At 51.9% G+C, this 21,272-nt stretch carries 22 protein-coding genes and 1 pseudogene; 14 read left to right on the top strand and 9 right to left on the bottom strand.

Features of this window, described 5'->3' with window-relative positions; translation table 11 throughout:
- Positions 1-10 precede the first annotated feature (10 nt).
- The 6 genes and pseudogenes from FCN45_RS23325 to umuD all read right to left on the bottom strand — a co-directional run bounded on the left by FCN45_RS23325 (position 11) and on the right by umuD (position 5,743).
- Positions 11-1,294 carry an arsenic transporter gene (locus FCN45_RS23325; RefSeq protein WP_137387513.1) on the bottom strand — a complete coding sequence of 428 codons (1,284 nt, stop codon included), beginning with the start codon at positions 1,292-1,294 and terminating at the stop codon, positions 11-13.
- A gap of 71 nt (positions 1,295-1,365) precedes the next feature.
- Entirely contained in the window at positions 1,366-1,719 is a 354-nt protein-coding gene (locus tag FCN45_RS23320; RefSeq protein WP_137387512.1) for a metalloregulator ArsR/SmtB family transcription factor, read from the bottom strand.
- Positions 1,720-1,902: 183 nt separating this feature from the next.
- Positions 1,903-4,026, bottom strand: coding sequence for a tyrosine-type recombinase/integrase (locus FCN45_RS23315; RefSeq protein WP_137387511.1), 2,124 nt, complete (start codon positions 4,024-4,026; stop codon positions 1,903-1,905).
- 1 nt (position 4,027) lies between these two features.
- A complete protein-coding gene (locus FCN45_RS23310; protein ID WP_137387510.1) occupies positions 4,028-5,011 on the bottom strand; it encodes a tyrosine-type recombinase/integrase in 984 nt (327 codons plus the stop codon).
- 73 nt (positions 5,012-5,084) lie between these two features.
- Positions 5,085-5,312: pseudogene (locus FCN45_RS23305) on the bottom strand (DNA polymerase V subunit UmuC); the annotation flags it as partial.
- Positions 5,313-5,320: 8 nt separating this feature from the next.
- The gene (gene umuD, locus FCN45_RS23300) at positions 5,321-5,743 is read right to left on the bottom strand and encodes a translesion error-prone DNA polymerase V autoproteolytic subunit (protein ID WP_246862595.1); all 423 of its coding nucleotides are present in this window, start codon (positions 5,741-5,743) and stop codon (positions 5,321-5,323) included.
- 727 nt (positions 5,744-6,470) lie between these two features.
- Between umuD and FCN45_RS23915 the strand changes: the two genes are divergently transcribed.
- The 14 genes from FCN45_RS23915 to FCN45_RS23235 all read left to right on the top strand — a co-directional run bounded on the left by FCN45_RS23915 (position 6,471) and on the right by FCN45_RS23235 (position 19,265).
- A complete protein-coding gene (locus FCN45_RS23915) occupies positions 6,471-6,626 on the top strand; it encodes a conjugation system SOS inhibitor PsiB family protein (RefSeq protein WP_371419619.1) in 156 nt (51 codons plus the stop codon).
- 603 nt (positions 6,627-7,229) lie between these two features.
- Positions 7,230-7,652: a hypothetical protein gene (locus tag FCN45_RS23295; RefSeq protein WP_137387508.1), complete on the top strand. Its 423-nt coding sequence runs from the start codon at positions 7,230-7,232 to the stop codon at positions 7,650-7,652.
- A 1,063-nt stretch (positions 7,653-8,715) separates the two neighbouring features.
- Positions 8,716-9,609 (top strand): integrase domain-containing protein, encoded by an 894-nt coding sequence (locus FCN45_RS23290; protein ID WP_137387507.1) that lies wholly within the window; start codon positions 8,716-8,718, stop codon positions 9,607-9,609.
- Positions 9,610-9,917: 308 nt separating this feature from the next.
- Positions 9,918-10,265, top strand: coding sequence for a hypothetical protein (locus FCN45_RS23285; protein WP_137387506.1), 348 nt, complete (start codon positions 9,918-9,920; stop codon positions 10,263-10,265).
- A 98-nt stretch (positions 10,266-10,363) separates the two neighbouring features.
- Entirely contained in the window at positions 10,364-10,705 is a 342-nt protein-coding gene (locus FCN45_RS23280) for a hypothetical protein (RefSeq protein WP_137387505.1), read from the top strand.
- 131 nt (positions 10,706-10,836) lie between these two features.
- Entirely contained in the window at positions 10,837-11,445 is a 609-nt protein-coding gene (locus FCN45_RS23275) for a hypothetical protein (protein ID WP_137387504.1), read from the top strand.
- A 72-nt stretch (positions 11,446-11,517) separates the two neighbouring features.
- The gene (locus FCN45_RS23270) at positions 11,518-12,129 is read left to right on the top strand and encodes a hypothetical protein (RefSeq protein ID WP_137387503.1); all 612 of its coding nucleotides are present in this window, start codon (positions 11,518-11,520) and stop codon (positions 12,127-12,129) included.
- A gap of 71 nt (positions 12,130-12,200) precedes the next feature.
- Positions 12,201-12,797: a hypothetical protein gene (locus FCN45_RS23265; protein WP_137387502.1), complete on the top strand. Its 597-nt coding sequence runs from the start codon at positions 12,201-12,203 to the stop codon at positions 12,795-12,797.
- A gap of 74 nt (positions 12,798-12,871) precedes the next feature.
- Positions 12,872-13,858, top strand: a complete 987-nt coding sequence (locus tag FCN45_RS23260) for an ArdC family protein (protein ID WP_137387501.1) — start codon at positions 12,872-12,874, stop codon at positions 13,856-13,858.
- Positions 13,859-13,961: 103 nt separating this feature from the next.
- Positions 13,962-14,900, top strand: a complete 939-nt coding sequence (locus FCN45_RS23255) for a DUF1281 domain-containing protein (protein WP_137387500.1) — start codon at positions 13,962-13,964, stop codon at positions 14,898-14,900.
- Complete coding sequence (locus tag FCN45_RS23250; RefSeq protein WP_137387499.1) at positions 14,897-15,208, top strand: DUF5983 family protein; 312 nt, start codon at positions 14,897-14,899, stop codon at positions 15,206-15,208. The genes FCN45_RS23255 and FCN45_RS23250 overlap by 4 nt, the downstream gene beginning before the upstream one ends.
- 88 nt (positions 15,209-15,296) lie before the next feature.
- Positions 15,297-15,965, top strand: coding sequence for an N-6 DNA methylase (locus tag FCN45_RS23245; RefSeq protein WP_137387498.1), 669 nt, complete (start codon positions 15,297-15,299; stop codon positions 15,963-15,965).
- 128 nt (positions 15,966-16,093) lie between these two features.
- On the top strand, positions 16,094-17,611 hold the full coding sequence (locus FCN45_RS23240; protein WP_137387497.1) for a UvrD-helicase domain-containing protein: 1,518 nt from the start codon (positions 16,094-16,096) through the stop codon (positions 17,609-17,611).
- Positions 17,601-19,265 (top strand): TraI domain-containing protein, encoded by a 1,665-nt coding sequence (locus FCN45_RS23235; RefSeq protein WP_137387496.1) that lies wholly within the window; start codon positions 17,601-17,603, stop codon positions 19,263-19,265. The genes FCN45_RS23240 and FCN45_RS23235 overlap by 11 nt, the downstream gene beginning before the upstream one ends.
- A 31-nt stretch (positions 19,266-19,296) precedes the next feature.
- Here the strand turns inward: FCN45_RS23235 and FCN45_RS23230 are convergent, their stop codons facing one another.
- Genes FCN45_RS23230 through FCN45_RS23220 form a run of 3 tightly spaced genes read right to left on the bottom strand, consistent with a single transcriptional unit; the run spans position 19,297 to position 20,710 of the window.
- Positions 19,297-19,683 (bottom strand): thioesterase family protein, encoded by a 387-nt coding sequence (locus FCN45_RS23230; protein ID WP_137387495.1) that lies wholly within the window; start codon positions 19,681-19,683, stop codon positions 19,297-19,299.
- A complete protein-coding gene (locus FCN45_RS23225; protein WP_137387494.1) occupies positions 19,683-20,153 on the bottom strand; it encodes a hypothetical protein in 471 nt (156 codons plus the stop codon). Before FCN45_RS23225 ends, FCN45_RS23230 begins: the two co-directional genes overlap by 1 nt.
- Positions 20,135-20,710 (bottom strand): hypothetical protein, encoded by a 576-nt coding sequence (locus FCN45_RS23220; protein ID WP_137387493.1) that lies wholly within the window; start codon positions 20,708-20,710, stop codon positions 20,135-20,137. Before FCN45_RS23220 ends, FCN45_RS23225 begins: the two co-directional genes overlap by 19 nt.
- Between the last annotated feature and the right edge of the window lie 562 nt (positions 20,711-21,272).

Genomic DNA, 21,272 nt, shown 5'->3' with positions numbered 1-21,272 from the left:
CGGATTATCGTCAGATCGACAGACGCAGCGCGAGCGCGGCAAGCGTAACGGTCAGCACCGGCAGCGTCATAACGATGCCGACCCGGAAGTAGTAACCCCAGCTGATACGGATGTTTTTCTGTGACAGCACGTGCAGCCACAGGAGTGTTGCCAGGCTGCCAATTGGCGTGATTTTTGGCCCAAGATCGCAGCCGATAATGTTGGCGTAAATCATGGCCTCACGCACGATACCCTGTGCCGAACTGGCATCAATGGAAAGCGCGCCAATCAGCACCGTGGGCATATTGTTCATGACTGATGAGAGGAGGGCAGTGAGATACCCGGTACCCATCGCCGCCCCCCAGACACCCGAAGCGGAGAAATCATTGAGCAGCGTGGTCAGATACTCCGTCAGACCTGCATTACGTAATCCATAGACCACCAGGTACATGCCCAGTGAAAACACCACGATCTGCCAGGGCGCATTGCGCAGCACCTTGCGGGTATCAATCACGTGCCCGCGCCGCGCGATCAGCCAGAGGATCAGTGCGCCGACAGCCGCGACCAGGCTCACCGGCACGCCGAGCGGTTCCAGCGCAAAGAAGCCAGCCAGCAGCAAAATAAGCACCACCCATCCGGTGCGAAACGTGCTGATATCACGTATGGCGTCACGTGGTGCTTTGAGCTTCGCCTCGTCATACTTTGCCGGGATTTCCTTCCGGAAAAACAGGTGCAGCATAACGAGTGTCGCCAGCACTGAGGCAATATTGACCGGCACCATAACCGACGCGTAATCACTGAATCCCAGATGGAAAAAGTCCGCCGAAACGATGTTGACCAGGTTAGACACGATAAGCGGCAGGCTTGACGTATCGGCAATAAAACCCGCAGCCATCACGAACGCCAGCGTCGCACCACGGCTGAATCCGAGCGCCAGCAACATGGCAATCACGATCGGCGTCAGTATCAGCGCCGCCCCATCGTTAGCGAACAACGCTGCCACCGCCGCGCCCAGCAGCACGATATACGTGAATAGCAGCTTTCCGTTGCCGCCACCCCAGCGTGCTACGTGCAGCGCTGCCCACTCAAAAAATCCTGACTCATCCAGCAGCAGGCTGATGATAATCACCGCAATGAACGTGGCCGTGGCGTTCCAGACTATCTGCCAGACCACGGGAATATCCCCTGGGTGTACCACGCCCGTAATCAACGCCAGCGCGGCTCCGGCCACCGCGCTCCATCCAATACTGAGCCCGAGCGGCTGCCAGATGACGAACACCAGGGTGAGAATAAAAATTGCGCCTGCCAGCAGCATGCTGCCTCCTTTTTAATTAATCAACGCCAAACACATTCGGATAAACGAATTTGTTTGGTTAAATTTTTTTTTTACAGACAGACAGCTCTGCCGTTAGTGGTTGCATGATCGAGCTGTGAATGACCCGCCAGGTCGCGGATTTCGTCACGCTGACTCAGCCACGCCTGTTCAATGACAGAGGCCGCCCAGGCTGGCATGTGTGGGGAGAGGCGATAGTGGATCCACTTGCCGTCGCGTCGATCGCTGAGTAATCCACTGGAACGCAACATTGCGAGGTGACGGGAAATTTTCGGCTGTGGAAGATTCAGTGTGCCGGTGAGTTCACACACGCAAAGCTCTCCCTTCTCTTTCAGCAGTAGCACCAGCGTCAGGCGGGTTTCATCCGAAAGGTTTTTGAACAGTTGCAGTGGCGTCAGAGATAACATGTTGATTCCCGATCCAGGATGATCCAAGGGTAGTTGAAAGAGCATAGTCTAAAAACATATTCGATAAAAGGCATATGATTCACTCTGGAGCTATTTTTACTGAACGGGAAATCTGGCCTGCTCCGCCTCGATTCAGGCACAGGCAAGTCAGCCATCACCGCGCCTGGCCTGTTGCAGCCCGTTTCATCCTCCAGGCTTAACGGCCAGTCTTTTAAGGGCCTGATCTATTTTTTCGGCATCATTCTCTACAATCGCTTTTTCATCGGCGGTGAGAGGGACTTCTTCAAGGTAGCGTTTTACTGAGGCTTTACTTTCCAGTATCAGCCCGCGCGCGCTGTCTTTGAGCAGGTTAAAATCACAGCCGATGCAGGCCATCCGGTGCTGACAGCTGCTCCAGAACGGATTTGTGCAGTAGGAATCGCCCAAATCATAGTACGTCGCGGGGCCGGTCAGGCTGGCGGCTTCCGGATCGTGGTCAATCAGTACGCTTATCATGTGGGCGACCCTGTCTGCTTTGACAAACGAGGCTGCCAGCTGAGTCGGGCGGATGCGGAGATAATGCATGGTGGACTGGGGCGTTGAGTGCCCGGTCCACTGCATCAGTTCGTACAGAGACATCTCCTGCGGAACGCTCGCCAGCGCGGTCACTGCCGATGCCCGACCCCGGTGACTGGTTATTGTGCCACCGCTGTCCTCTACGGGGACGCCGGCTCTTGCACACAGCATCGGTATCAGCGTGCGGTTCATGATAGCGCTGCCTGCGGGCTTCCCCCGGAACTGAAACAGAAGCCGGACTTTCTCACCGGTCCGTTCATCAGCCAGCATGGCCTGTTCTGTCGGGCGTTCGGCCAGCCAGGTATCGACATATTTTTTCACCACGGCCGCCACGGGTTTAACATAGGCTTTTGAGGTCTTTCCGGCGGGAATATGCAGGTAGCACAGGGTCCCGGCAGGAATGACGCTGCCGTCCTCTTTCACTATTTCATCTGCCTGCGGCGCGATACACCCTGTGGTCAGGCGGAGCAGCTCGTTTTTCCGCAACCCTGCATGGGTCCAGATAACGGCCATCGCCTGCAGCATGGCCAGCGGATAATGGATTTCAGTGAGCAGGTCTTCCTGGCGCAGATTCAGGCTGGCCCAGATGAGCTTCAGCCAGACCGGATCGTCGATAACCCGTGGATTGACGCCGCGACGGAACAGGGGCGTGTCCGGTGTGGAAAGATGACGGGCAGGGCTGAAGCGCAGGCGCCCCCAACCCCAGTTTTCATAATCGATCATGAAACGGCGAAGCGCATAGATTACACCCGCGCGGGAGTGGGGCATCATGGGTTCGCCGGATCGTATCGATTTACGGGTGCCTCTCTCCGTGCCCAGCTGAAGCTCATCCACGTTCATCCGGCCCACCGCCGCAATAAAACTGGCGCAGATTTCCAGCGTCCAGTCTGCCGGTTCCCGCACCTGCGGATGCTCCCTTGCCAGCCAGAGGCCGCAGCGCAGAATAAAACTGTACTGGCTTTCCCGGGTACGCGGTCGCAGCACTGACGTTTCCCGCCAGCGCCGGCACCAGTGCACCCAGGCGGGATCGATTCCTTCGACCGGTTTTTCATACCACTTCGTATAGTTGCGCATCCTCACCGGGGCGCTGATGATGCCCAGCGCAGCAAGCCCGTGTGAGACCCGGCCGACGTAACGGGATGTCGCGTTATCGATGCTGTTCTGTGCCTGCCAGAGCAGTTCGGTCGTAAACGTCTCAAGCCGGGGATCCCTGTTCATTATCATCAGCATTGCCAGCACGCCGGATGTGTGCTGTTTCTGGCTTCCCGCGGCATAACCCAGTGACGTCAGCGTATCGGTCAGCCGGTGCAGCTCCTGATAATAAAAACTCTGACCGAAGATGGCGCAGGCATAGAGGGCGGGTTTTCGGATATCAGGGAGGCTGAGCGTGTCATGCAGACCTCCCAGGTGCCAGGCAAAAGCGGCCATCAGAGGACGACCCTCCCTGACTTCCCGGCAGAGCGTCTGCCAGCGTTCCTGAGGCCAGCACCAGCAGGGCGCACCTGATGCATTCATGTCGCGCAGCAGTCTTGCTATAACCAGCCCGGCGATTTTGCTGCTGCATCCGCTTGCGGCGGCAATATCCGTCAGCGGCCTGATAAGGTCAGGCGCAGGTTTCATCCTTAACATACCGGACCGGCTGTGAGAGCTGGCCAGCGCCGTCCGCTCATCGGAAGTCAGTGACGTTTCCAGCCGGTATTCATCAATGCTGAAGGCTCGCCAGCTGATTCCGGTCGGTGTGCTTGTGCTCATGTTAATTCTCCTGGCTGAAAATGAGGTTCGCCATTCTGATATCTGCCGTTTCTACCGCGCCTGCCATCCTGGCGGCGAGATCCCGTCCGGAAAGGTGGATGTAAATCTGGGTAGTCCCCGGATCGCGGTGTCCCGCATAGGTAGCCAGCTCGTGCAGCTTCCAGCCCGCACGGGCGAGATGTGTGAGGCGGAGGTGGCGGAAGGTATGCGTTGATATGTCCGGCAGCCCTGACATCAGTGCCCAGTTCCGTACCGTTTTGCTCCAGGTCCAGAAGGAAAGCGGCGCGCCCTGATTGCGGTCGGACGCAGAACGGAACAGGGCACCTCTGGCGATCCCTTCCCGTTTCATCTGCAATAGATGCGCCGCCAGCACGGGTGCCACGGCCGGGCTGTAGCAGACGATGCGTTCACGCCGGCTCTTGGTAGTTTCAGCCCGGATACGGATAAGCCGGTGCGCAAAGTCGAGGTCGTCAACACGCAAGGAGGTAATTTCAGATCGCCGCAGCGCGCCGTAATAGGTTAATGCCAGCATCAGGCGGTCACGAAGCGGGGATGAGGCAGCATGAAAAAGAAAAGCCTGCCACTGCGCATCGTCAGGGATCCGTGGCAGCTTTACGACGCGGGGAACCAGCCCTCTACCGGAACTCAGCATGCCAGGCGTGCCGGAACGGGGCAGCGGATTCACCAGACAGAGATCCTGGTACATCAGAAAGTCATACCATAGGCGGATCGCCGACAGGCGCAGCTGGAGCGTGGCGCTGGCCACGGGAAAGGGCATGCCGGGTAACTGAGGGCTGATGTAGGCGGCCAGATCTTCAAACCGGGCCTTTTCAGGTTCAATGCTGTTCTGGCTGCAGAACGCAAAATAATGGCTGAGGGCATTGCGGTAGGCGGTGAGCGTGGCCTGCGCCCTGCCCAGATCGGATAACAGTTTAAGCCAGCGCTCAGCCAGCGCCAGGCTGTGTTCATTCGGTGAAATCAGCATTGTGTTTACCTCTGACAGCAGTTCTGCTGCTCAAAGTTTACTCAACCAATGTTGCATTCCACTTAACTTACTATAGGGCGTAATTCGAACTAAAGACATGAATTTTGACGGGGTATCCTTCATTTTTTATCTGAAACCAGGGCGCTCCCATTTTTATTCCCAGCGCTTTAGCACCTGCGGAGCGTGCAATAACGCAGCCATCATTGTTACTGAGTACCACCACCGGCTTGCCGCGCAAATCGGGTCGAAACAGCGATTCGCAACTGGCGTAGAAGGAATTAACGTCTGCAAGGCCAAACATGGGCATAGTTATCTCCGGCGGGCACGCGTGCTGTTGAAGAACCAGGTTACGACGCCAAGCAGCTGCAGCTCTTCTGGATAAATAGTTGAGTAGGCAGGGTTCATGGGCAGAAGGGCGAGCCGAGGATGCAGCTGCAGACGTTTAACCGTGAATTCGCCGTTAACCTCAGCAATGACGATATCCCCATGTGAAGCTTCCTCAGCACGATCCACGACCATGACGTCACCGTCATAAAGGCCCAGCTCCTGCATGCTGCTGCCGCTGGCACGAACGAAGAATGTTGAGGCTCGCCGACGTATGCATAACTCGTTCAGATCAAGCTCTGACTCAACGTAATCCTGAGCAGGGGAGGGGAAGCCCGCCGCGCAGGTGTCCGCAAACAGCGGCACGCGAACGCGAGGCGTAAATATAGGCGGCCAGAGCAGTGTCAGGCCAGTGCTGTAAGCTGCGGGTTTCACAACAGTAACTCTCTGAAAGCCACAGCTTCTGCGGTTGAAAACGACATGACACAACCCATAAATCCTCCTTCCAATGACACTGTTTATATGTACAGTATCATTTAGGCGTGATTCAATGACAAGTCTGTATCCATGATGAATCGTCCCACTACCGATAATGCCCCTGAAGAATAATGAGTTATTTTCAGAATTCAGCTGGATAAAACGCATAGCGCCAGGGATTGGTTGCTAAGTGAGCAGTTGCTCCTGCCACCTTGCTCCCTCTGTCGTGCGATAAACTGCCCACAGGGTTTGCGGATAGCTGTACACCACAAATTGTGGACAACCCCTGCTGCGGATGAGGCGCAGAATTAACATCGCCTGCGATCCCGTGTGGCTCCTCAATATTGGGGCGCCACAAAATGCATACTCTTTCACTACATGATGCTGGCCTCTGGCGGCAGCCATGCTTCGCACCAAGCCTAACGTCGTCCTGTCCCAAGCCTTTCAGGCCATCGGGTAGCTAATGCTGACGCAGAAAATTAAGGCAAAAGATTCAGGCTAAAAGATTTATTTGCAATCGATAACTGACCGCGAGTGCAGAGGGGGTGAGGTGTTTCAGGTTCATCTACGCCGACGCACTTGAAAAATCGCCGCGTCACGATCGATATTCTCAGTCCAGGTGTAAAATTTACTTTTCTGTCAATGGCTTATCCCTGAGGTGTTAGATCACACCGGCCTGTATATTCTGAATACCGAACGTTTCAAGCCGAAGACCATTGGCCATCTGCTCACGCAGACAGAAAAAATGGTATTTGCGCGCATCAAACCTGCGGAAATTGTGGCTGTAATGTGCAAAAGGGGAGGGCGATCATGAACACAACATCGTTGAAGACTTCAATGGCGCAAAGTTCTGCACATCCAATTGATGCAGCTGGCTTGAAATGAAATATGACAGCGCTTGCGTACCGGCTACAGCATTACTGACTCTGCCAGACATTGTTTTGCAGTTTGGAACCGCAGCGCCGGATTTTTTCATGAAGGCGATGCTACACTGGGCGGAGGCGCAGGAAAGTCATATCTGCGAAGCAGAAACAGCACTGGTTACAAACTGCAGCTGTTTAAAAGCAGCGTACAGAATGCTAACAGCATTCTGTGAGATCAATAGGGAACAGGTTATCTCAGTATCACGTTCATATTCATAAAACTCCAGTTTAGCGGTTAAGCTCATAATTTTTTATAAATTGGATTAACTCCACCTCTAAAATGTTTTCAGATATTATCCAGAGGTTGTTGGATTAAATTATTGTTATAGGGTTCAAGGATGATTTTTGAACGGTAATCATTAAGAATGGAGTGAGTTTTAGTACCCACTCCACTGAGGGATATTTAATTTTCTAGATTGCTTATGATGTTGTTATAATGATTGAAGCTACCCAGTATAGGGTATTTTATTAGACATAGTGCATACAGAAAGATCATGAACAAGGATATTAATCCTGTTGCTAATGCCATTGGTAATTGCTCTCTTGATTCAGAGAATGAAAATGCTGCTTGCGAAAATATAATTGATAGGGTTATATATAAGAAAACTAGTAAGGCACCTTTGTTTCTTTTTTTACGGAATCGAGGTCGACTAAGAGATAGGGTAGTGTTTGTAATTGAAGAGTTTATAACTGTCACTTCTTTATCTAAACAGTCAATTACTGTTCTGACAGACGTTTCTTTTTTAATGTCTATGCCAGAGTTCTTCTTCAGGATATGTAGCATTAAAGAAGCAAGTTTGGTATCTCTCAATTTTGTCAATTCAAAAAGCACTTGTGACTTGAGCTTCTGCTTTGCAACTTCTTTAGCATCTGACAATTGTCCATTGCTATCCTCAAGTGAGGATATTTCCTTGTAGACAGATATTCTTTCATTCGAGAATTTTTTCAGCCTTCCATGAACCCAAAGAAAAAGTTAACTGCTGCTATAAATATGGTGACAGTTAAAGTCAGCAAGGTCGCATTGCTAATGTTGTCCATTTTTTTCCTTTAAATTATTAATATGAATTCGGATTTAAACGTAAATATTAGATCTGTTTTGACATCGGTGCTGTAGTATTGATATCGTTCACATGCACTACGTCGCCAACTGGCGACCCACCAATGGTCCAATAGCTTGAGAGGACCGCCTTCGGGTAGCTGCTAAAAACACTCCTGTAGCCTGAAAGGGAGAACATATCAGTGTGGTACATCTGCTCGCTCCTGGAAGCAGATATCGTCAACAATGCGCACCTACGACGCGACGATGGGGGTTTCTTAAACATACCAACGCAGGGCTGTTTTTTATGCCTCTTGCTCTCAGATAAAGCGTCCACAACGATGTTTTTTCACTTTCGTTATGAATTTTTCAGGGATAAGCCCTGAGCTGCATACGACTTTTGCAATGACGCATAAGCCCATTTTGTACATTTGGGCGCTTGCGGAAAATGCATTAGAAGCATGAAGCTGCGCGGCGTCACTTTCGTTCGAGTGAAACGAGAACAAAGTGACGCGCGCAGCGCATAACGACCAAACCCACGCACAGTGCGTTTTTCAGCAGGCCGGTACAATCTGACGTGCACGTATTACGTGTTTTCAGGTGCTCAACTGGCTATTTATCAACCATGACGCGACGTTAACGAACAACCCGTTAAGGGCGTTTTATTAGAAGGAGAATGATCGACTCGGTATCGATGGCGACATCAGGGAACTGGTGTACGGAGGCAGACTGACTAACGTCAGCACGGCGTAAGCCGCAAACAGGTCAGAGACCTGGGGAGCCTCGTAAGAACTCAACATTTCGCCGCCCCGATGCACAGATACCAGTCGAGACGCAGGAAGCGCAAAAGCAACCGTGTCATCGGGGAAGAGATGTACAGAGTCAGAGTCATACAGCTGTGGGTTTGTGGGCTAACAGCTGTAGATTCTGAAAGGAGGTATACAGTGGCTGGAAAATTAAGTAAGCAGCTCGTGACGCTCGCACGTCAGGGCGGAGGAAGTTTTAAAACAGTTTCTGATCGCTCAAAGATTGCCAGCCGCTTTTCGGAGCGACTGGCAACCCTTAATATTCAGATTCGGGACGTAAGCCATATTAAGATCAAACATATCGAAAACTATATCCGAAGTCGTCAGGTTGAAAATATATCGTCCAGAACGTTGCAAAATGAAATGGCCGCATTACGTTCAATCCTTTCACAGGGGGGACGTAACGTTCTGGCTAATCCTGCGCATGAAAAGCTGAGCAATCAGGCGCTGAATATTTCTGGTGCCAGCAGGGAAGGGACTAAGGTCGCCATTTCTGATGAACGCCTTAAGGAAATTATATCGACCGTATCAGAAAAAGATCGTGGGATCGCTTTAGGTATTCAACTGGCAAGATATATTGGTCTCAGGGCTGAAGAAACTGTTCAGTCAGCAAAGTCACTCAAGACGTGGCGAAAAAGTTTGCTCGCCGGTGAAAATAATGTTCGCGTTGTATTCGGCTCTAAAGGAGGGCGTCCGCGTGATGCAACGATATTCGAAAGAGACAGGGTTGTCGCTTTATTAAATGAGGCTATTCGTTATGTGGATGATAATAACGGTAAGTTAATCGACAAGCCAACGCTTCACCAGGCGCTTGACCGCTATCATAATGTATTACGTGAAAGTGGAATGACGGGAATACATGCGCCGCACAGTATCAGGTACGCTTATTCTCAGGACGCCGTAAATCATCACCTTGAAAATGGCATGAGCCGAAAAGAAGCTGAGGCTTTAGTGTCGATGGATCTTGGACACGGTGACGGGCGCGGAGATTATGTTGCGCGTATTTATAACCGCGTTGACGAAATAGGTTAATAACGGGGTCTTGTAATTTTCCTCAAACAGGCGCTATTATTAAAACGCTTCTTATGTTGTCTTCGGACAACCACCAATGGTCAGTGGCTTGAGATGACCGCCTTCGGGTAGCTTCAATAACACTCCTGTAGCCTGAAAGGGAGAACACATCAGTGTGGCACATCTGCTCGCCTTTGGAAGCAGATATCGTCAAACACGGCTCCTACTGCCTGGCGATGAAGGTTCATTCAACTATCCGGCTTCTGCCTTCGCTCTTCGGGGAAACATTCCCGACAGGGCAAATGTTTCTCTGTTTTTCAGGAGAAACTATGTCTGTAACCCGCTCGTTCCTTACTGAGCTGCGTATGCCTTTCGATATTGTTCTTTCAGCTGCAACCCGCGTTGCGTCTGAATACCCTCATATCACGGCTGCACTCAGGAGAACATCGTGGCTGTCTTCACCTTCCGGTCATTATGAGTTCTGTCCCCGTGTCTGGTTCGACGATCAGCGTTATCACGCCATTGTTATGGCAAGAACGGTGATTAACGGTCAGCCGGGCGATGAGTTCATTTTCAGCCGGCACGGTAAGCACTTTACTCACAATGCTGCTGCGAAATCCGCTCAGCTTGCCGCGTCTGACGCTGCGACCTTCCGGGTATTTACTGCTCAGAAGTAACGGCACAGTCGCCTCAGCTATACATTCGTTTTACGAATGCCCATCGGGAAACATCTTCCCGACAGGGCAGGTGTTTCCCTACTAACAGGAGAAACACCATGCAAACCCTTTCTTTACCATCTTTCTTTTCCATAAAAAGCATTTTTTCTGTGGCTTCCGCTGCGGCTGTATCCCTGTGGGATCGTGTTGCTGACGGCAACAGTAAAGATGAATGGGTAACGAACCGCGCCGGCTCACTGAGCTTTAAGGTGCAGGTCCATCAGTTATCCTCTGGAAAATGGACGTCCGGCATACTTACGCGTTCCGGCACCTTTTACGGCAATCATCGCTTTAGTTCGCTAAAACATCCTGCTCAGGAGTTTCGCTCGTATCGCCAGGCTCGCCGCTTCGCACTGAAGCTGGCGAATCAGCTCGCTACGTTACGTTTCGCTTATCAGTAAGGAGTTGGGTTATCTGGACGGCAAAGCCGTCTCAGCAATAGCCCGATCTGAAGCAATTTCACGTTAACCAACCCTGTGGGGATTTATTTCCCATCAGGGGGATAAATCCCACTGAATTTTGAGGATTTATCATGACTCCCATCTCCGTACCGCCTCAGCAGGTCACCTATAACGTGAAGCAGACCGGATGGATATCCCCGAGCCAGTGGCACAGTTTTACCCTGGCAGTAACAGAAGCATTCTGGCTGCTGCCGGTACATCTTCGTCCATGCTCGCCCACGAATGGTATGCGTATGCAACGCGCGTCCATGATGTTTCCTTCTCCGGAGATATTTGCTTTCGCCGGAAAAGACGAAGGGACTTACGTATCCAGAGGCGTGATGTTTACTCAGGATTTGAGTGCCGATTTTCGTATTGAAACAGAGGGGCAACCCGTCGATTTCTTCACGCGGATAGCGCTTATCCTGCTGTATCAACATTGTGAGAGCTGTTACGAAATATCGTCATCAGCCGGCGGCGTCAGCTGGTCTCTGCCTGTTCGATGGGCAATACGGCATGAGCTGATTTCAGATCATGCTGCGCCTCAGCCCTTCAGCACGCATGGGTTTATCACCGGCGCGGCTGATGAGTTGCTTATTAGAAGCGTGTCTGGCGGTGAACGACTTTTCACAACGGCAGACTGGGGGCTGGTTTCAGAGCTTGAGTTCACACTTGAGGCACTGAAAACCGACAAACGCTAACACCTCAACTTTAACCCATCGGGGATTTACGTCCCTGCGGGCGGTAAATCCCCTTTGAACTGGAGATTTACCATGACACAGACCTCAATCGATTCACTGGTCATTCCGGGCGTTTACCAGCTGGTCCAGGGGGCGTCCATAAAGGCGGAGCAGTGGTCCCGATTTACCGAGGTGTTGAAAGAAGCCTTCTGGCTTCTTCCCGCTCAGCTCCGGCCATATAAGCCGCTGGGTTTTGAGATGAACCGTGCTTCCGAACTGTTTGATGATGAAGGTTCGGTTACGTTCAACCATAAGGACAGTGCAGGCTACTGCTGCAATCCGTTCTACCTCAGGCAGACGCTTTCGGATGATTTTCAACCGTACCGCAAAGTTGAGAGTCAGCGATGCAGGCAGGATTTATTCGTGCGCATCGTGCTGGTTCTTCTGCATAACATATGCCCCGGCTGCTATCACATAACCAGTTCCTGCCCGCAGAGCTGGCGTTTCGCACAGCGATGGCTGGCGTGGAACATGGATATGTTTACCAAAGCACCCGAAGACATTCCGGCATCGTTCGTGATACCTGGCGCAGTTGAACACCTGCTGCTGGTTAAAACGTCCGGACCCGGCAAGCAGGTCACCACTGAAGAGTGGGAAGCGATTTCAGGTATTGAACTCTGGCTTGCCCAACAGCACAACGACTGACACATTTACCAACCCTTCCGGGATTTGCTCTCCGGAAGGAGGCAGGTCCCGCTGTTTCAGCAGGTGATCCTATGTTTACTTTCGACAGTAACGCGCTCGCGCAGCTGTTTCACGATACATACCATCAGACCATGTCGGTCAGGCTGGTTATCAGTTCGCAGGAAGGTTTGTTCCTGGAATTTCAGAACGGTTTACCCGGTCAGCTCTTCTACCGTAAGGCGCGGATACATGCGCTTGAATACAGCGGTGGCAGTTGCGATCCGGGCGTGCAGGTCGAACTTAAATTTGGTCACATCGCTGAAGAATACGGGCTCAAAGTTGATGATCCTGCCTTTTTCAGCGCGATGACGGCCAATGACAAAGTTGTTGTTCTGTCTGTCCGCTCCGCGTACCAGCTGAAACGCAAAACCATCAGCTGGCTGAGTGAGCGTAAGCTTGCGCTGCTCAGGCAAAGGATGGACGTCATGCGGACTTCGGATTTTCTTGAATGCCGCAGCGACGAAGAGCGGGCCGGGTGGTTCGGTTCGGCAGCATCCATGCTTGAAGAAGCAATATTTACAGACAGTAAGCGGTTTGACCGCCACAACTTTTATTTTTCAAGGCAGCAACTCCGGTTGCGGCTGAACAGCATAACCGCCGACGGAAAAATTATTTCTCCGGTGCGTTAACAACCTTCCCTGACGGGCGCTTTTCTCGCCCGTCAGGGAAGGGATGCGCCCTTTTTTCATCTAAGGAGCATCCCATGACTAAATCAACCAAAACCCGCCGCACGAAGAAAACTGAAAGTGTCGATCTGTACCAGAAGGTCACTGACCGCATCGTAGAGGCACTGGAAAATGGCGTCGCGCCCTGGACAAAACCGTGGCGCACTGTCGGTACCTGCGCCGCTTCAGGTCCGATACCGGTTAATGCCTTAACGGGCAAGCCATACAGCGGCGTAAACGTGCTGCTGCTGTGGCTGGCCGCTGAGGAAAAAGGGTACAGCACCGATCGCTGGGTTACGTATCGTCAGGCGCAGGAGCTGGGCGGACAGGTCCGCAAAGGTGAAGCATCATCTGAGGCCATTATCTTCAGGCCGTTTGAAAAGCAGGCTGAAGATCTCAGCGGAAACAAGCTGTTTGATGCTGAAGGCAAGCCACTGATGGAATCAAGGGCCATGATAAAGCCTAACTTTCTGTTTAACGTCGAGCAGTGTGATGGATTACCGGAAGGTGTCGCCGCCGTACCGCATGAATCACCCGTAACCGAATACCCCGGCACGATCGACTGGCCGACGGAAAAACGGATATGTGAGATTGTGCATATGGCGGGCGTTAAGGTGCAGTTCAAATTACAGAACCGCGCTTATTACGCCAGACACACTGATTCAATACTGATGCCAACGGCGGAGCAGTTTTTCAGCCATGCCGACTACTTCAGCACGCTGCTGCACGAAGTGGTACATGCCACCGGCCATGAGTCACGACTGAACCGTGAAGGCATAACCAAATCGGCGAAGAAGTTCGGCGATCCGGTTTATGCGTTTGAAGAACTGATAGCCGAAATGGGCAGCGCGTTTCTGTGTGCTCAGCTCGGCGTTTTCGGCGATGTTCAGCACGACAGCTACATAAAATCGTGGCTGGAAGTCCTGAAGTCCGACAAAAAAGCGCTTTTCCGTGCCTGCCGGCAGGCAAGGGAAGCCTCTGAGTTTTTACTGCAGTTAAAAGACAGCGCGGCTGAGGCCGCGTAACACACCAACCCGGCAGCATTGAATTATCGCGCTGCCGTCCCGTGAGGGCACTGACCCTTACGGGACAGTGCCCTCTTTTTTTTCGTAAAAAGAGGAATTAACCATGTCAGACTGGTGCCATAACCGTTTAGAAATCACCGGAAAATCCGCGCTCATCGGCATTATGGCAGAGTGGATCACCGGCGAAGCCGTACCGCTGTATCGCCACGCCGTCATGCGCAGCATAAAGTTGTTTCTGGCGGGATGCGGCGGACTGCTACGCCCGGTCAAAACGGAGTCATTTCCGCCGTTTCCCGCGCTGATGCAGAGCGGGACGGGACAGGGCACGCCGGCAAATCTGGCGTTTGATCAGTGGCTCGATCTGCTGCGCAGGGATGTACCGCTTGACGGTGAGAACCTGCGTAAAATCGAGCGAATTTACCATCAGTCCGGTATCGATGTGATTCGCTGGGACAACATTCCGGAAGTATCGCGCAGGCACATCGCGCGACTCATTGAGGAGCGCTATGCGGACTGGTTTGGTGTTGCCACCCTGTCCCGGGAAATTGAACCGGGGCAGTGCTGGGAGCGGCTGAGCCAGCTGCCTGAGCGGGCCCAGCCCTGCGATATGCTGCAGATTATCCCCGGTCGTCTTGCCGCTGAGCTGAACGGCAGCGGAGGTTTGCTTACCGGGATGTCTACGGCCGGCAGTTTTTACTGTCGTCAGTACGGCATGAAGTGGCCCGCAGGTCATAACGTCAGCTGGCAGCGTGAAGGACTGAGCAGCATAAAACTGTCGTTTGATTCCGCCTGGTTTCCGCCGGCAGGCGAGGTGATTGCGGCGCTTTCGTCCACGTTTGACTGTGAGATTCGCCACTGGTACAGCGAGCCTGTTCACGAACTGGATGGCTATGACTGTTACGATCGTGGCGAGCACGTCTGCAGCGCTGAGGCGACTGTTGATGAGCTGGACGACGGCAGGCCCGGGCTTCATCTTGTGCCGGCAGCTGAATCCGATGAATTACAGGCTGGAATGCCCGTACAGCGGACGGCACAGGCTTGAGTGGCAACGGCGAGTATTTGCGCTGCCGCGTCATTTCTACGGCTCATCTCAGCGCAGACGACAATGCGCTGCTGGATGAAATCACGACCCGTGAAGTCGAATACGGTGAGTGGATCCACTATGTCGGTGGGGGCTATCTGCTGCGGTTAACCGCGCGTTCTGCGCCGGTTCTGCGGCTTAAAGAGGCAGGGTTATCGAAAGAGGCCCGCCGCCTGATCGCTTCCGTGATGCGTTCGGACGCCGTGGAAGTCCTGATTTTCGAATCAGGGGCTCCGGAAACTGAGGGATTCACCACGTACAGCTGGTAACCAAAAAAGGTGAGCCGTAAGGCTTGCCACACACCCTGAGGGGAACACTTCCTCAGGGGCGTGTTCCCCTTTTTTATGGAGAACACGCATGACTTCTGTCAACCATCGCAAAGCATTCTTCGCGCTTTTCAACGCCACGGCCCGTTATCATCACCGGCACAAGGTGTTTGAAGACTTCGTCAGCTGCGCGGCGATTGCGCTGCACAACGGCGTTGTTCACGATGCCGGGCTGGAAAAGCAGTATCTGAGCATAATTGCCGGCTACGAAAAGGAAGACGTCACTCAGATGGCTGCGTTACTAGGTCACGTCGTCATGGCGCTCGATCAGGACCCTTGTGATTTCCTTGGCAGCGTTTTTATGGAGCTTGAGCTGGGTGATAAGTATCGCGGCCAGTTTTTCACGCCGTGGGACGTCTCGCGGATGATGGCATCGGTGCAGTTGTCCGGCATCGATGCGCTGATGCAGGCTCAGGATTTCATTACTCTGCAGGAACCGGCCAGCGGCGCGGGCTGCATGGTCATCGCCTTTGCTGAAGAGTTCGCACAGCGCGGTTATACGCTGTCAGAGCAGCTGTGGGTGTCGGTAACGGACGTTGATCCGCTGGCCGCCAATATGTCCTACATACAGCTCTCGCTCTGCGGTATCGCGGCTGAGGTTGTGACCGGCAACGCGCTGACGCTTGAACGGCGCAGGACACTTTACACTCCGCTGCATTACACCGGCAGGTGGGCAGCAAAACTCGGCCGCGCAACGTAACGCGCAGCCTGACCATAACGCCTCTCCGGAGGCGTTTTTTTTTGCAAATCGATATAGAGTTTGCGATGGATACCCCACTACCGGCAGGGCATGGTGCATGACATGACGCTGACGGAGGAACATCTTACATGCAACCCACGCAGGAGCAGGCACAGGTAATTGCCTGGAAAGGCAGACAACTTGTCGTGACGGCGTTCGCCGGCACGGGTAAAACGTCAACGCTTGAAGCTTACGCGCTGGCAAATCCCGGTGAACGCATGCTTTATCTTGCCTATAACCGCGCTATACGTGAGGAATCCGAGCGGCGATTTCCCTATAACGTGGAGTGTAAAACGTTTCATCAGCTGGCGTGGCCGGGGTTTGGCCGGCACCTTCAGGCGCGACTCGCCACATCCCTTCGCGTCACGGATATTGCACGTCTGCTCAATACGCGCCACTGGCTGCTGGCACGATCTGCGCTGAGCACACTTAACACTTTTCTCTACAGCGCCGACAGCGAAATATCACCTCTGCACCTGCCAGATGAAAGTGACAAGGGGGGACTGGATGCGGGAAAGATACTCGGCGCGGCACAGGTTGTATGGCATGAGATGACCCGAATGGATTCACATTTTCCGGTGACGCATGACATCTACCTCAAACTGTATCAGTTGTCTGTACCGGATCTCGGGAAGAGGTGGGACGTTATCCTGTTTGATGAAGCGCAGGACGCCAATCCGGTTACCCGTCAGTTTGTTCTCAGCCAGCCCTGCCGCATCATCCTTGTTGGCGATCGTTACCAGCAAATCTATCGCTTCAGGGGAGCTGAAAACGCGCTGGTTTCTCCACAGCTGGAGACCGCAGATCGGCTCTGGCTGACAAACAGCTTCCGGTTTGGTCCGGCGGTTGCAGACGTTGCGAATACTTTACTGGCGCAAGCAGGAGAATCGCGCGGCATATGTGGGCTCGGCGGTGAGGATCAGGTTGTCCCTGAGCTTCCAGCCGGAACAGCACATCACTGTGTTATCAGCCGGACGGTGGCGGGCGTGATTGGTTCGGCCCTTACGGCAAGCCTGGCGGGTAAAAGGGTGTACTGGGTAGGGGGGATAGAAGGTTACCGCATTGTTGAACTGGAAGATCTTTACTGGTTTTCGGTCGATATGCCTGACCGCATTATATCGCCCCAGCTGTCGCGCGATTACCGTGACTTTGAAGAGTACCGGTCCATTGCCAAAGCGACGAAAGATCCGGAGATGGGGCAGGGTGTCCGACTGCTGGACATGTACTTTCCCCTTCCGACGTTACTGGCGGTACTGAAAAAACAGGCGGTAACGCATGAGAGCGATGCTGACGTGACGGTAGTGACCGCGCACCGCAGTAAAGGGCTTGAGTGGAACGCGGTCAGTCTCAGCGATGATTTTGTTGATATTACCGACCCGCTTCTGAGCCCGCGCGAAAAGGAAGATGAGCTGAATCTTCTGTACGTATCGGTGACCCGCGCGCGCAAAGTCCTCGTGCCAAATGAGCTGGTCCGTATCGTAACCGGCTGCCTGCAGGAGCTGAATGAAGCCTCTGAAACACCGGTCGAGACGAATCCGACCCGCGCAGAATTGGCATCGAACTGTGACAATAAACCGGCATTATCAGGAAGTAAAAATGTTCAGTAAACTCATTGCCAGCTTGTGCGGGGGGAAAACCGCCGCTAAGTCACCGCCAGCTGGCAGCAGGATCCCATCGGGATATTTTGCGCCGCAGTCTGCTGCACAGCTCCTTTCATTACCGCATCGTAAGCTACTGATGAGGCAAATCTGGGATAACACCTCTTTGCCGGAGGACGTTTATAGCCGGCTGTATCTGGCACCGCTGATAAAACTCGCTGAGTGCGTGCAGGTTGTGCCAGCCGACGGGGAAGGTGAATGGAGTAAAGAAGGCGGATTTATCGACCTCACCCTCAAATTTACCGCCTGTAGCGTCAGGCTGGCAAAAGGGCATATGTTTCCACCGGGTGCCGCTCCAGAAGAGCAGGCCGCTAAGAATACGCTCTGGAATGCGGTCGTTTTCTGGTCAGCGCTTACCGCGCATCTGCCGTTGCTGAGCCGTATTGAGGGCGAACTACTGGACGGTCACGGCTGGATGCCTGGCATGGTGCCACCGGCAGCGCCGTTTCGGTTTCGGGTTAATCATGCAGATCACGCCAGCGTGGCAACGTTGATGGCCACCAGGCTATTACCGGACGACGGTGTCACCTGGCTCAGCGGGGATCGCCAGGCTATGCAGGTGATGGCGACGCTGGCAGTCAGAGAGGCATCGGCCATGCCGCTGATTAAAGATATTCTCGATAAAGCGCGCAATATCAGCGGTTCGCCCGTACGCGAAGCATCTGTAGTCCTGCATTCAGTGACTTCAGTAGTGTCATCTGCAGTCACCGAAAAGTCGCAGTCGGCAATCGTTTTATCAGACGGGGGCATCAGCGCCGCCTCAGCGCTTGCTGATGACGGAACCGAAAGTGCAGCAAAACTGCCGTCAGATAATGCGACCGGCCAGGCAGAACATCCGTTAACGGCATCAGAGGGTCCAATTGCTTTGTCATCGGCACTTTCAGAAAACTGCGGTTCAACGAATGAACAACCTGAGACTGAAAAAACATCAGTTGATGATGACACCTCCCTGCTACTCAGCATGTTCAATGCAGCTGAACCGGCGACCACTGATGTGAATGATGATGCGGAACAACAGGCCCCAGTCATTTCAGATGATGTTATTCCGGTTCAGCCCTCTGACGAACATATAATCGCGGTTCCCGCTGAATGTGTGAAACTCATACCCGACGCTGAGCCAGATGATGACTTCCCTGCCATTGAGTCCATGCTGGATACGGTCGTTGACACTGAAAGTGATAAAGATGAAAACGGAGATATGTCCACGGCTTCAGCTATGAATGAAGTAAGCAATCCGGGGGAGCAGTTTTTAGAGTGGATTAAGGAGTCTGTAAATAATCAAACGCTCAGCGTGAACCAACAGGATAGCCTGCTGCATGCGGTAAGTGGATTTATGTTTATATCTCTACCGGGGACGGTATTTAAATTCATAGATGCTAAGGGTGTGGAAAAAGACCGAAAGGCTGTACAGTCATCTTTCGAAAAGATGGGCATATTACATATGCGTAACGACAAGCGTTTTTTTAGAGTAAAAATATATGAAAGTGAAGGTCTTGAAGGTAAGTATCAGAAGCGAAGTGGATATTTAATTCGTCTTTCTTTACTTGGCTGCTCAGGAAAAATTAAACTTCATAACAGTCGTTATATTATGATTGAAAATTAATGAAGGGACCTTTAAAGGTCCCTGATTAAATTCAGGCTGGGATGGCATTTTTCACTGCATCCGGAACAGTCGGTCTGCCGTTAGCGATGCAGGTTGCGGTGAATACGGCTTCTGCATAAAGGGTATCGTTTACCAGTATCTGCTGAACGAAATTGACGCGACTGCGTTTTTCATTGGCCTGCAGGACGCATGTTACCTGCATTTCATCACCTTTCTTCAGGCTCTTCTTAAAGCGCAGCGTATATTCCAGGATCATATGCAGGCGACCTTCAGCGAACTCCTGCTCCAGATCCAGCCCCAATTCTTCTTTCATAAACGCGTGACGCGTCCATTCCATATAGAAGGGATAATAAAGACCATCCACAACGCCCTGAAAATCAACGTGTTTTTCGTTTACGGAATAGGTTTTGGTAAACATCATAAATCCTTAAAGTAATTCAGCAGTGCAAACCGCATTGGCAGTATCAGGTTTTCAAATTCCTTTTGCGAGGTGTTGACCCCGGTGCAGATATTAAGCGCCATGCTCATATCGTTCTCCACTCCATAGATAAAACTAATGCCATGGTAAATGTTATGAGCCCGACGCTGCTCATCGATAACATTAATTTTTTCGTTTCTGAGTGCGTCATCCCAGACGACTGTACTGACGTCACCCTTTTTTATCTTGGTGAGTTCAATACCTATTTTTATCAGAAGGCTGTCCTTGTACTTTCCTTCATAATAAAATTTATTGTCCCACTCAGCATAACCATTGCTCTGATGAGCTGCGATGGCATTATTTTGAACAAGAAGGGTAGAGATGTAGGTTGTCTTCTCCATCTTGTTCAGAAAGTTTATAACTTCCGTACTACAGCGATGAAAATTGAGTTTTACCTCTTTTGGATCCACTTCACTCTCCGGCACTCGAGAATATCTTCTTTCTTAATGGCCGTGCTTTTTACACCTTCAATAGTGACGCTGTCCTCGTCGACTATTTTGACCACCCCTATAATCAAGCCATTCTTATGCCTTACATGGCATAGCTTGTTATTATTAGGGTCCAGAGTTCGCTCGTTCGATACAATACAGAATTCTCCGAAACTGATATAAGGTTCACCATAGGTCCCACCTACCTGGATAAGTTCCACGTCGGGCAACTGGCGACTGGCCAGTATAAAGAGGGTATCTTCATCCAGCTTTGTGTATTCAGTGAACTGTGGCGGAAATCCTTCGCCTGTCATTATCCAGTTGCCTTCAACTTTAAGGCCGCTTTCACTGAAGAAATCCGCAATCAGATTGATCACATCAATACGTCGGGGTGGAACCGTGCCACCAGACTCCCAGCGGGTGTAAGTCGTGTAGGAGAGTTCAGTATTTTGCTGCTGAACGTAGTTCACTACTTCCTGAGGTGAAGTCCCTGTTGCCGCACGGCAACATTTCAGCCTCTTCTCAATTGTGTCAAGCATGCGCACGCCTTTAGCGAAATCAATACACCTGATTCTAAAGGAAATCTTTGGTTTAGTTGTGGGAAAAAATACCAGTAAATGGGAAATATTTGCATGAAGGTCTTAAGTGATGGTAATATTTAAAGACTTTATAAATATAACGTTAATTATTTTCACAAAGTTTCATCTGAACTGTGAGAGTTTCCATGAGGCGGGGCAAATTTTCGTTTCAGGCATGGTCAGTGCAGATGCTGAGCATAAGGGATGACATCAAATGCAGAATGCAAATGCCTGCTCCTGCATATTTGAGTTAAGTACCTATCCACACGTTAATTAAAGCCGGAGAGACCATGTCCTCAGATCAAGACGCCCGAAGCCCCTCGCCAATTGTTTACATAGGTCCAGCCAGACGTATGAAAACTGAGAACTGTGCTGTCAGACTTACTCACCATTCTGGCCGTGTCGTCACCGCCAGCAAAATTGTTCAAGGCCTTATTGATCGTTATCTGGATGCATATATAGAAGAGCTGTCCGCTCAGTCATCCGCCCGATAACGGCTCATTTAATTACTCACCTATCGCGA

The sequence above is a fragment of the Pantoea sp. SO10 genome (assembly GCF_005281435.1).
Taxonomy (GTDB): domain Bacteria; phylum Pseudomonadota; class Gammaproteobacteria; order Enterobacterales; family Enterobacteriaceae; genus Pantoea; species Pantoea leporis.
This window is presented reverse-complemented; position numbering and strand designations above follow the sequence as displayed.

Bases quoted from the DNA above. Each gene is read 5' to 3' on its own strand.
- FCN45_RS23325 (WP_137387513.1), bottom strand. From the start codon at position 1,294: ATGCTGCTGGCAGGCGCAATTTTTATTCTCACCCTGGTGTTCGTCATC.
- FCN45_RS23320 (WP_137387512.1), bottom strand. From the start codon at position 1,719: ATGTTATCTCTGACGCCACTGCAACTGTTCAAAAACCTTTCGGATGAA.
- FCN45_RS23315 (WP_137387511.1), bottom strand. From the start codon at position 4,026: ATGAGCACAAGCACACCGACCGGAATCAGCTGGCGAGCCTTCAGCATT.
- FCN45_RS23310 (WP_137387510.1), bottom strand. From the start codon at position 5,011: ATGCTGATTTCACCGAATGAACACAGCCTGGCGCTGGCTGAGCGCTGG.
- FCN45_RS23295 (WP_137387508.1), top strand. From the start codon at position 7,230: ATGAACAAGGATATTAATCCTGTTGCTAATGCCATTGGTAATTGCTCT.
- FCN45_RS23285 (WP_137387506.1), top strand. From the start codon at position 9,918: ATGTCTGTAACCCGCTCGTTCCTTACTGAGCTGCGTATGCCTTTCGAT.
- FCN45_RS23280 (WP_137387505.1), top strand. From the start codon at position 10,364: ATGCAAACCCTTTCTTTACCATCTTTCTTTTCCATAAAAAGCATTTTT.
- FCN45_RS23275 (WP_137387504.1), top strand. From the start codon at position 10,837: ATGACTCCCATCTCCGTACCGCCTCAGCAGGTCACCTATAACGTGAAG.
- FCN45_RS23270 (WP_137387503.1), top strand. From the start codon at position 11,518: ATGACACAGACCTCAATCGATTCACTGGTCATTCCGGGCGTTTACCAG.
- FCN45_RS23265 (WP_137387502.1), top strand. From the start codon at position 12,201: ATGTTTACTTTCGACAGTAACGCGCTCGCGCAGCTGTTTCACGATACA.
- FCN45_RS23260 (WP_137387501.1), top strand. From the start codon at position 12,872: ATGACTAAATCAACCAAAACCCGCCGCACGAAGAAAACTGAAAGTGTC.
- FCN45_RS23255 (WP_137387500.1), top strand. From the start codon at position 13,962: ATGTCAGACTGGTGCCATAACCGTTTAGAAATCACCGGAAAATCCGCG.
- FCN45_RS23245 (WP_137387498.1), top strand. From the start codon at position 15,297: ATGACTTCTGTCAACCATCGCAAAGCATTCTTCGCGCTTTTCAACGCC.
- FCN45_RS23240 (WP_137387497.1), top strand. From the start codon at position 16,094: ATGCAACCCACGCAGGAGCAGGCACAGGTAATTGCCTGGAAAGGCAGA.
- FCN45_RS23235 (WP_137387496.1), top strand. From the start codon at position 17,601: ATGTTCAGTAAACTCATTGCCAGCTTGTGCGGGGGGAAAACCGCCGCT.
- FCN45_RS23230 (WP_137387495.1), bottom strand. From the start codon at position 19,683: ATGTTTACCAAAACCTATTCCGTAAACGAAAAACACGTTGATTTTCAG.
- FCN45_RS23220 (WP_137387493.1), bottom strand. From the start codon at position 20,710: ATGCTTGACACAATTGAGAAGAGGCTGAAATGTTGCCGTGCGGCAACA.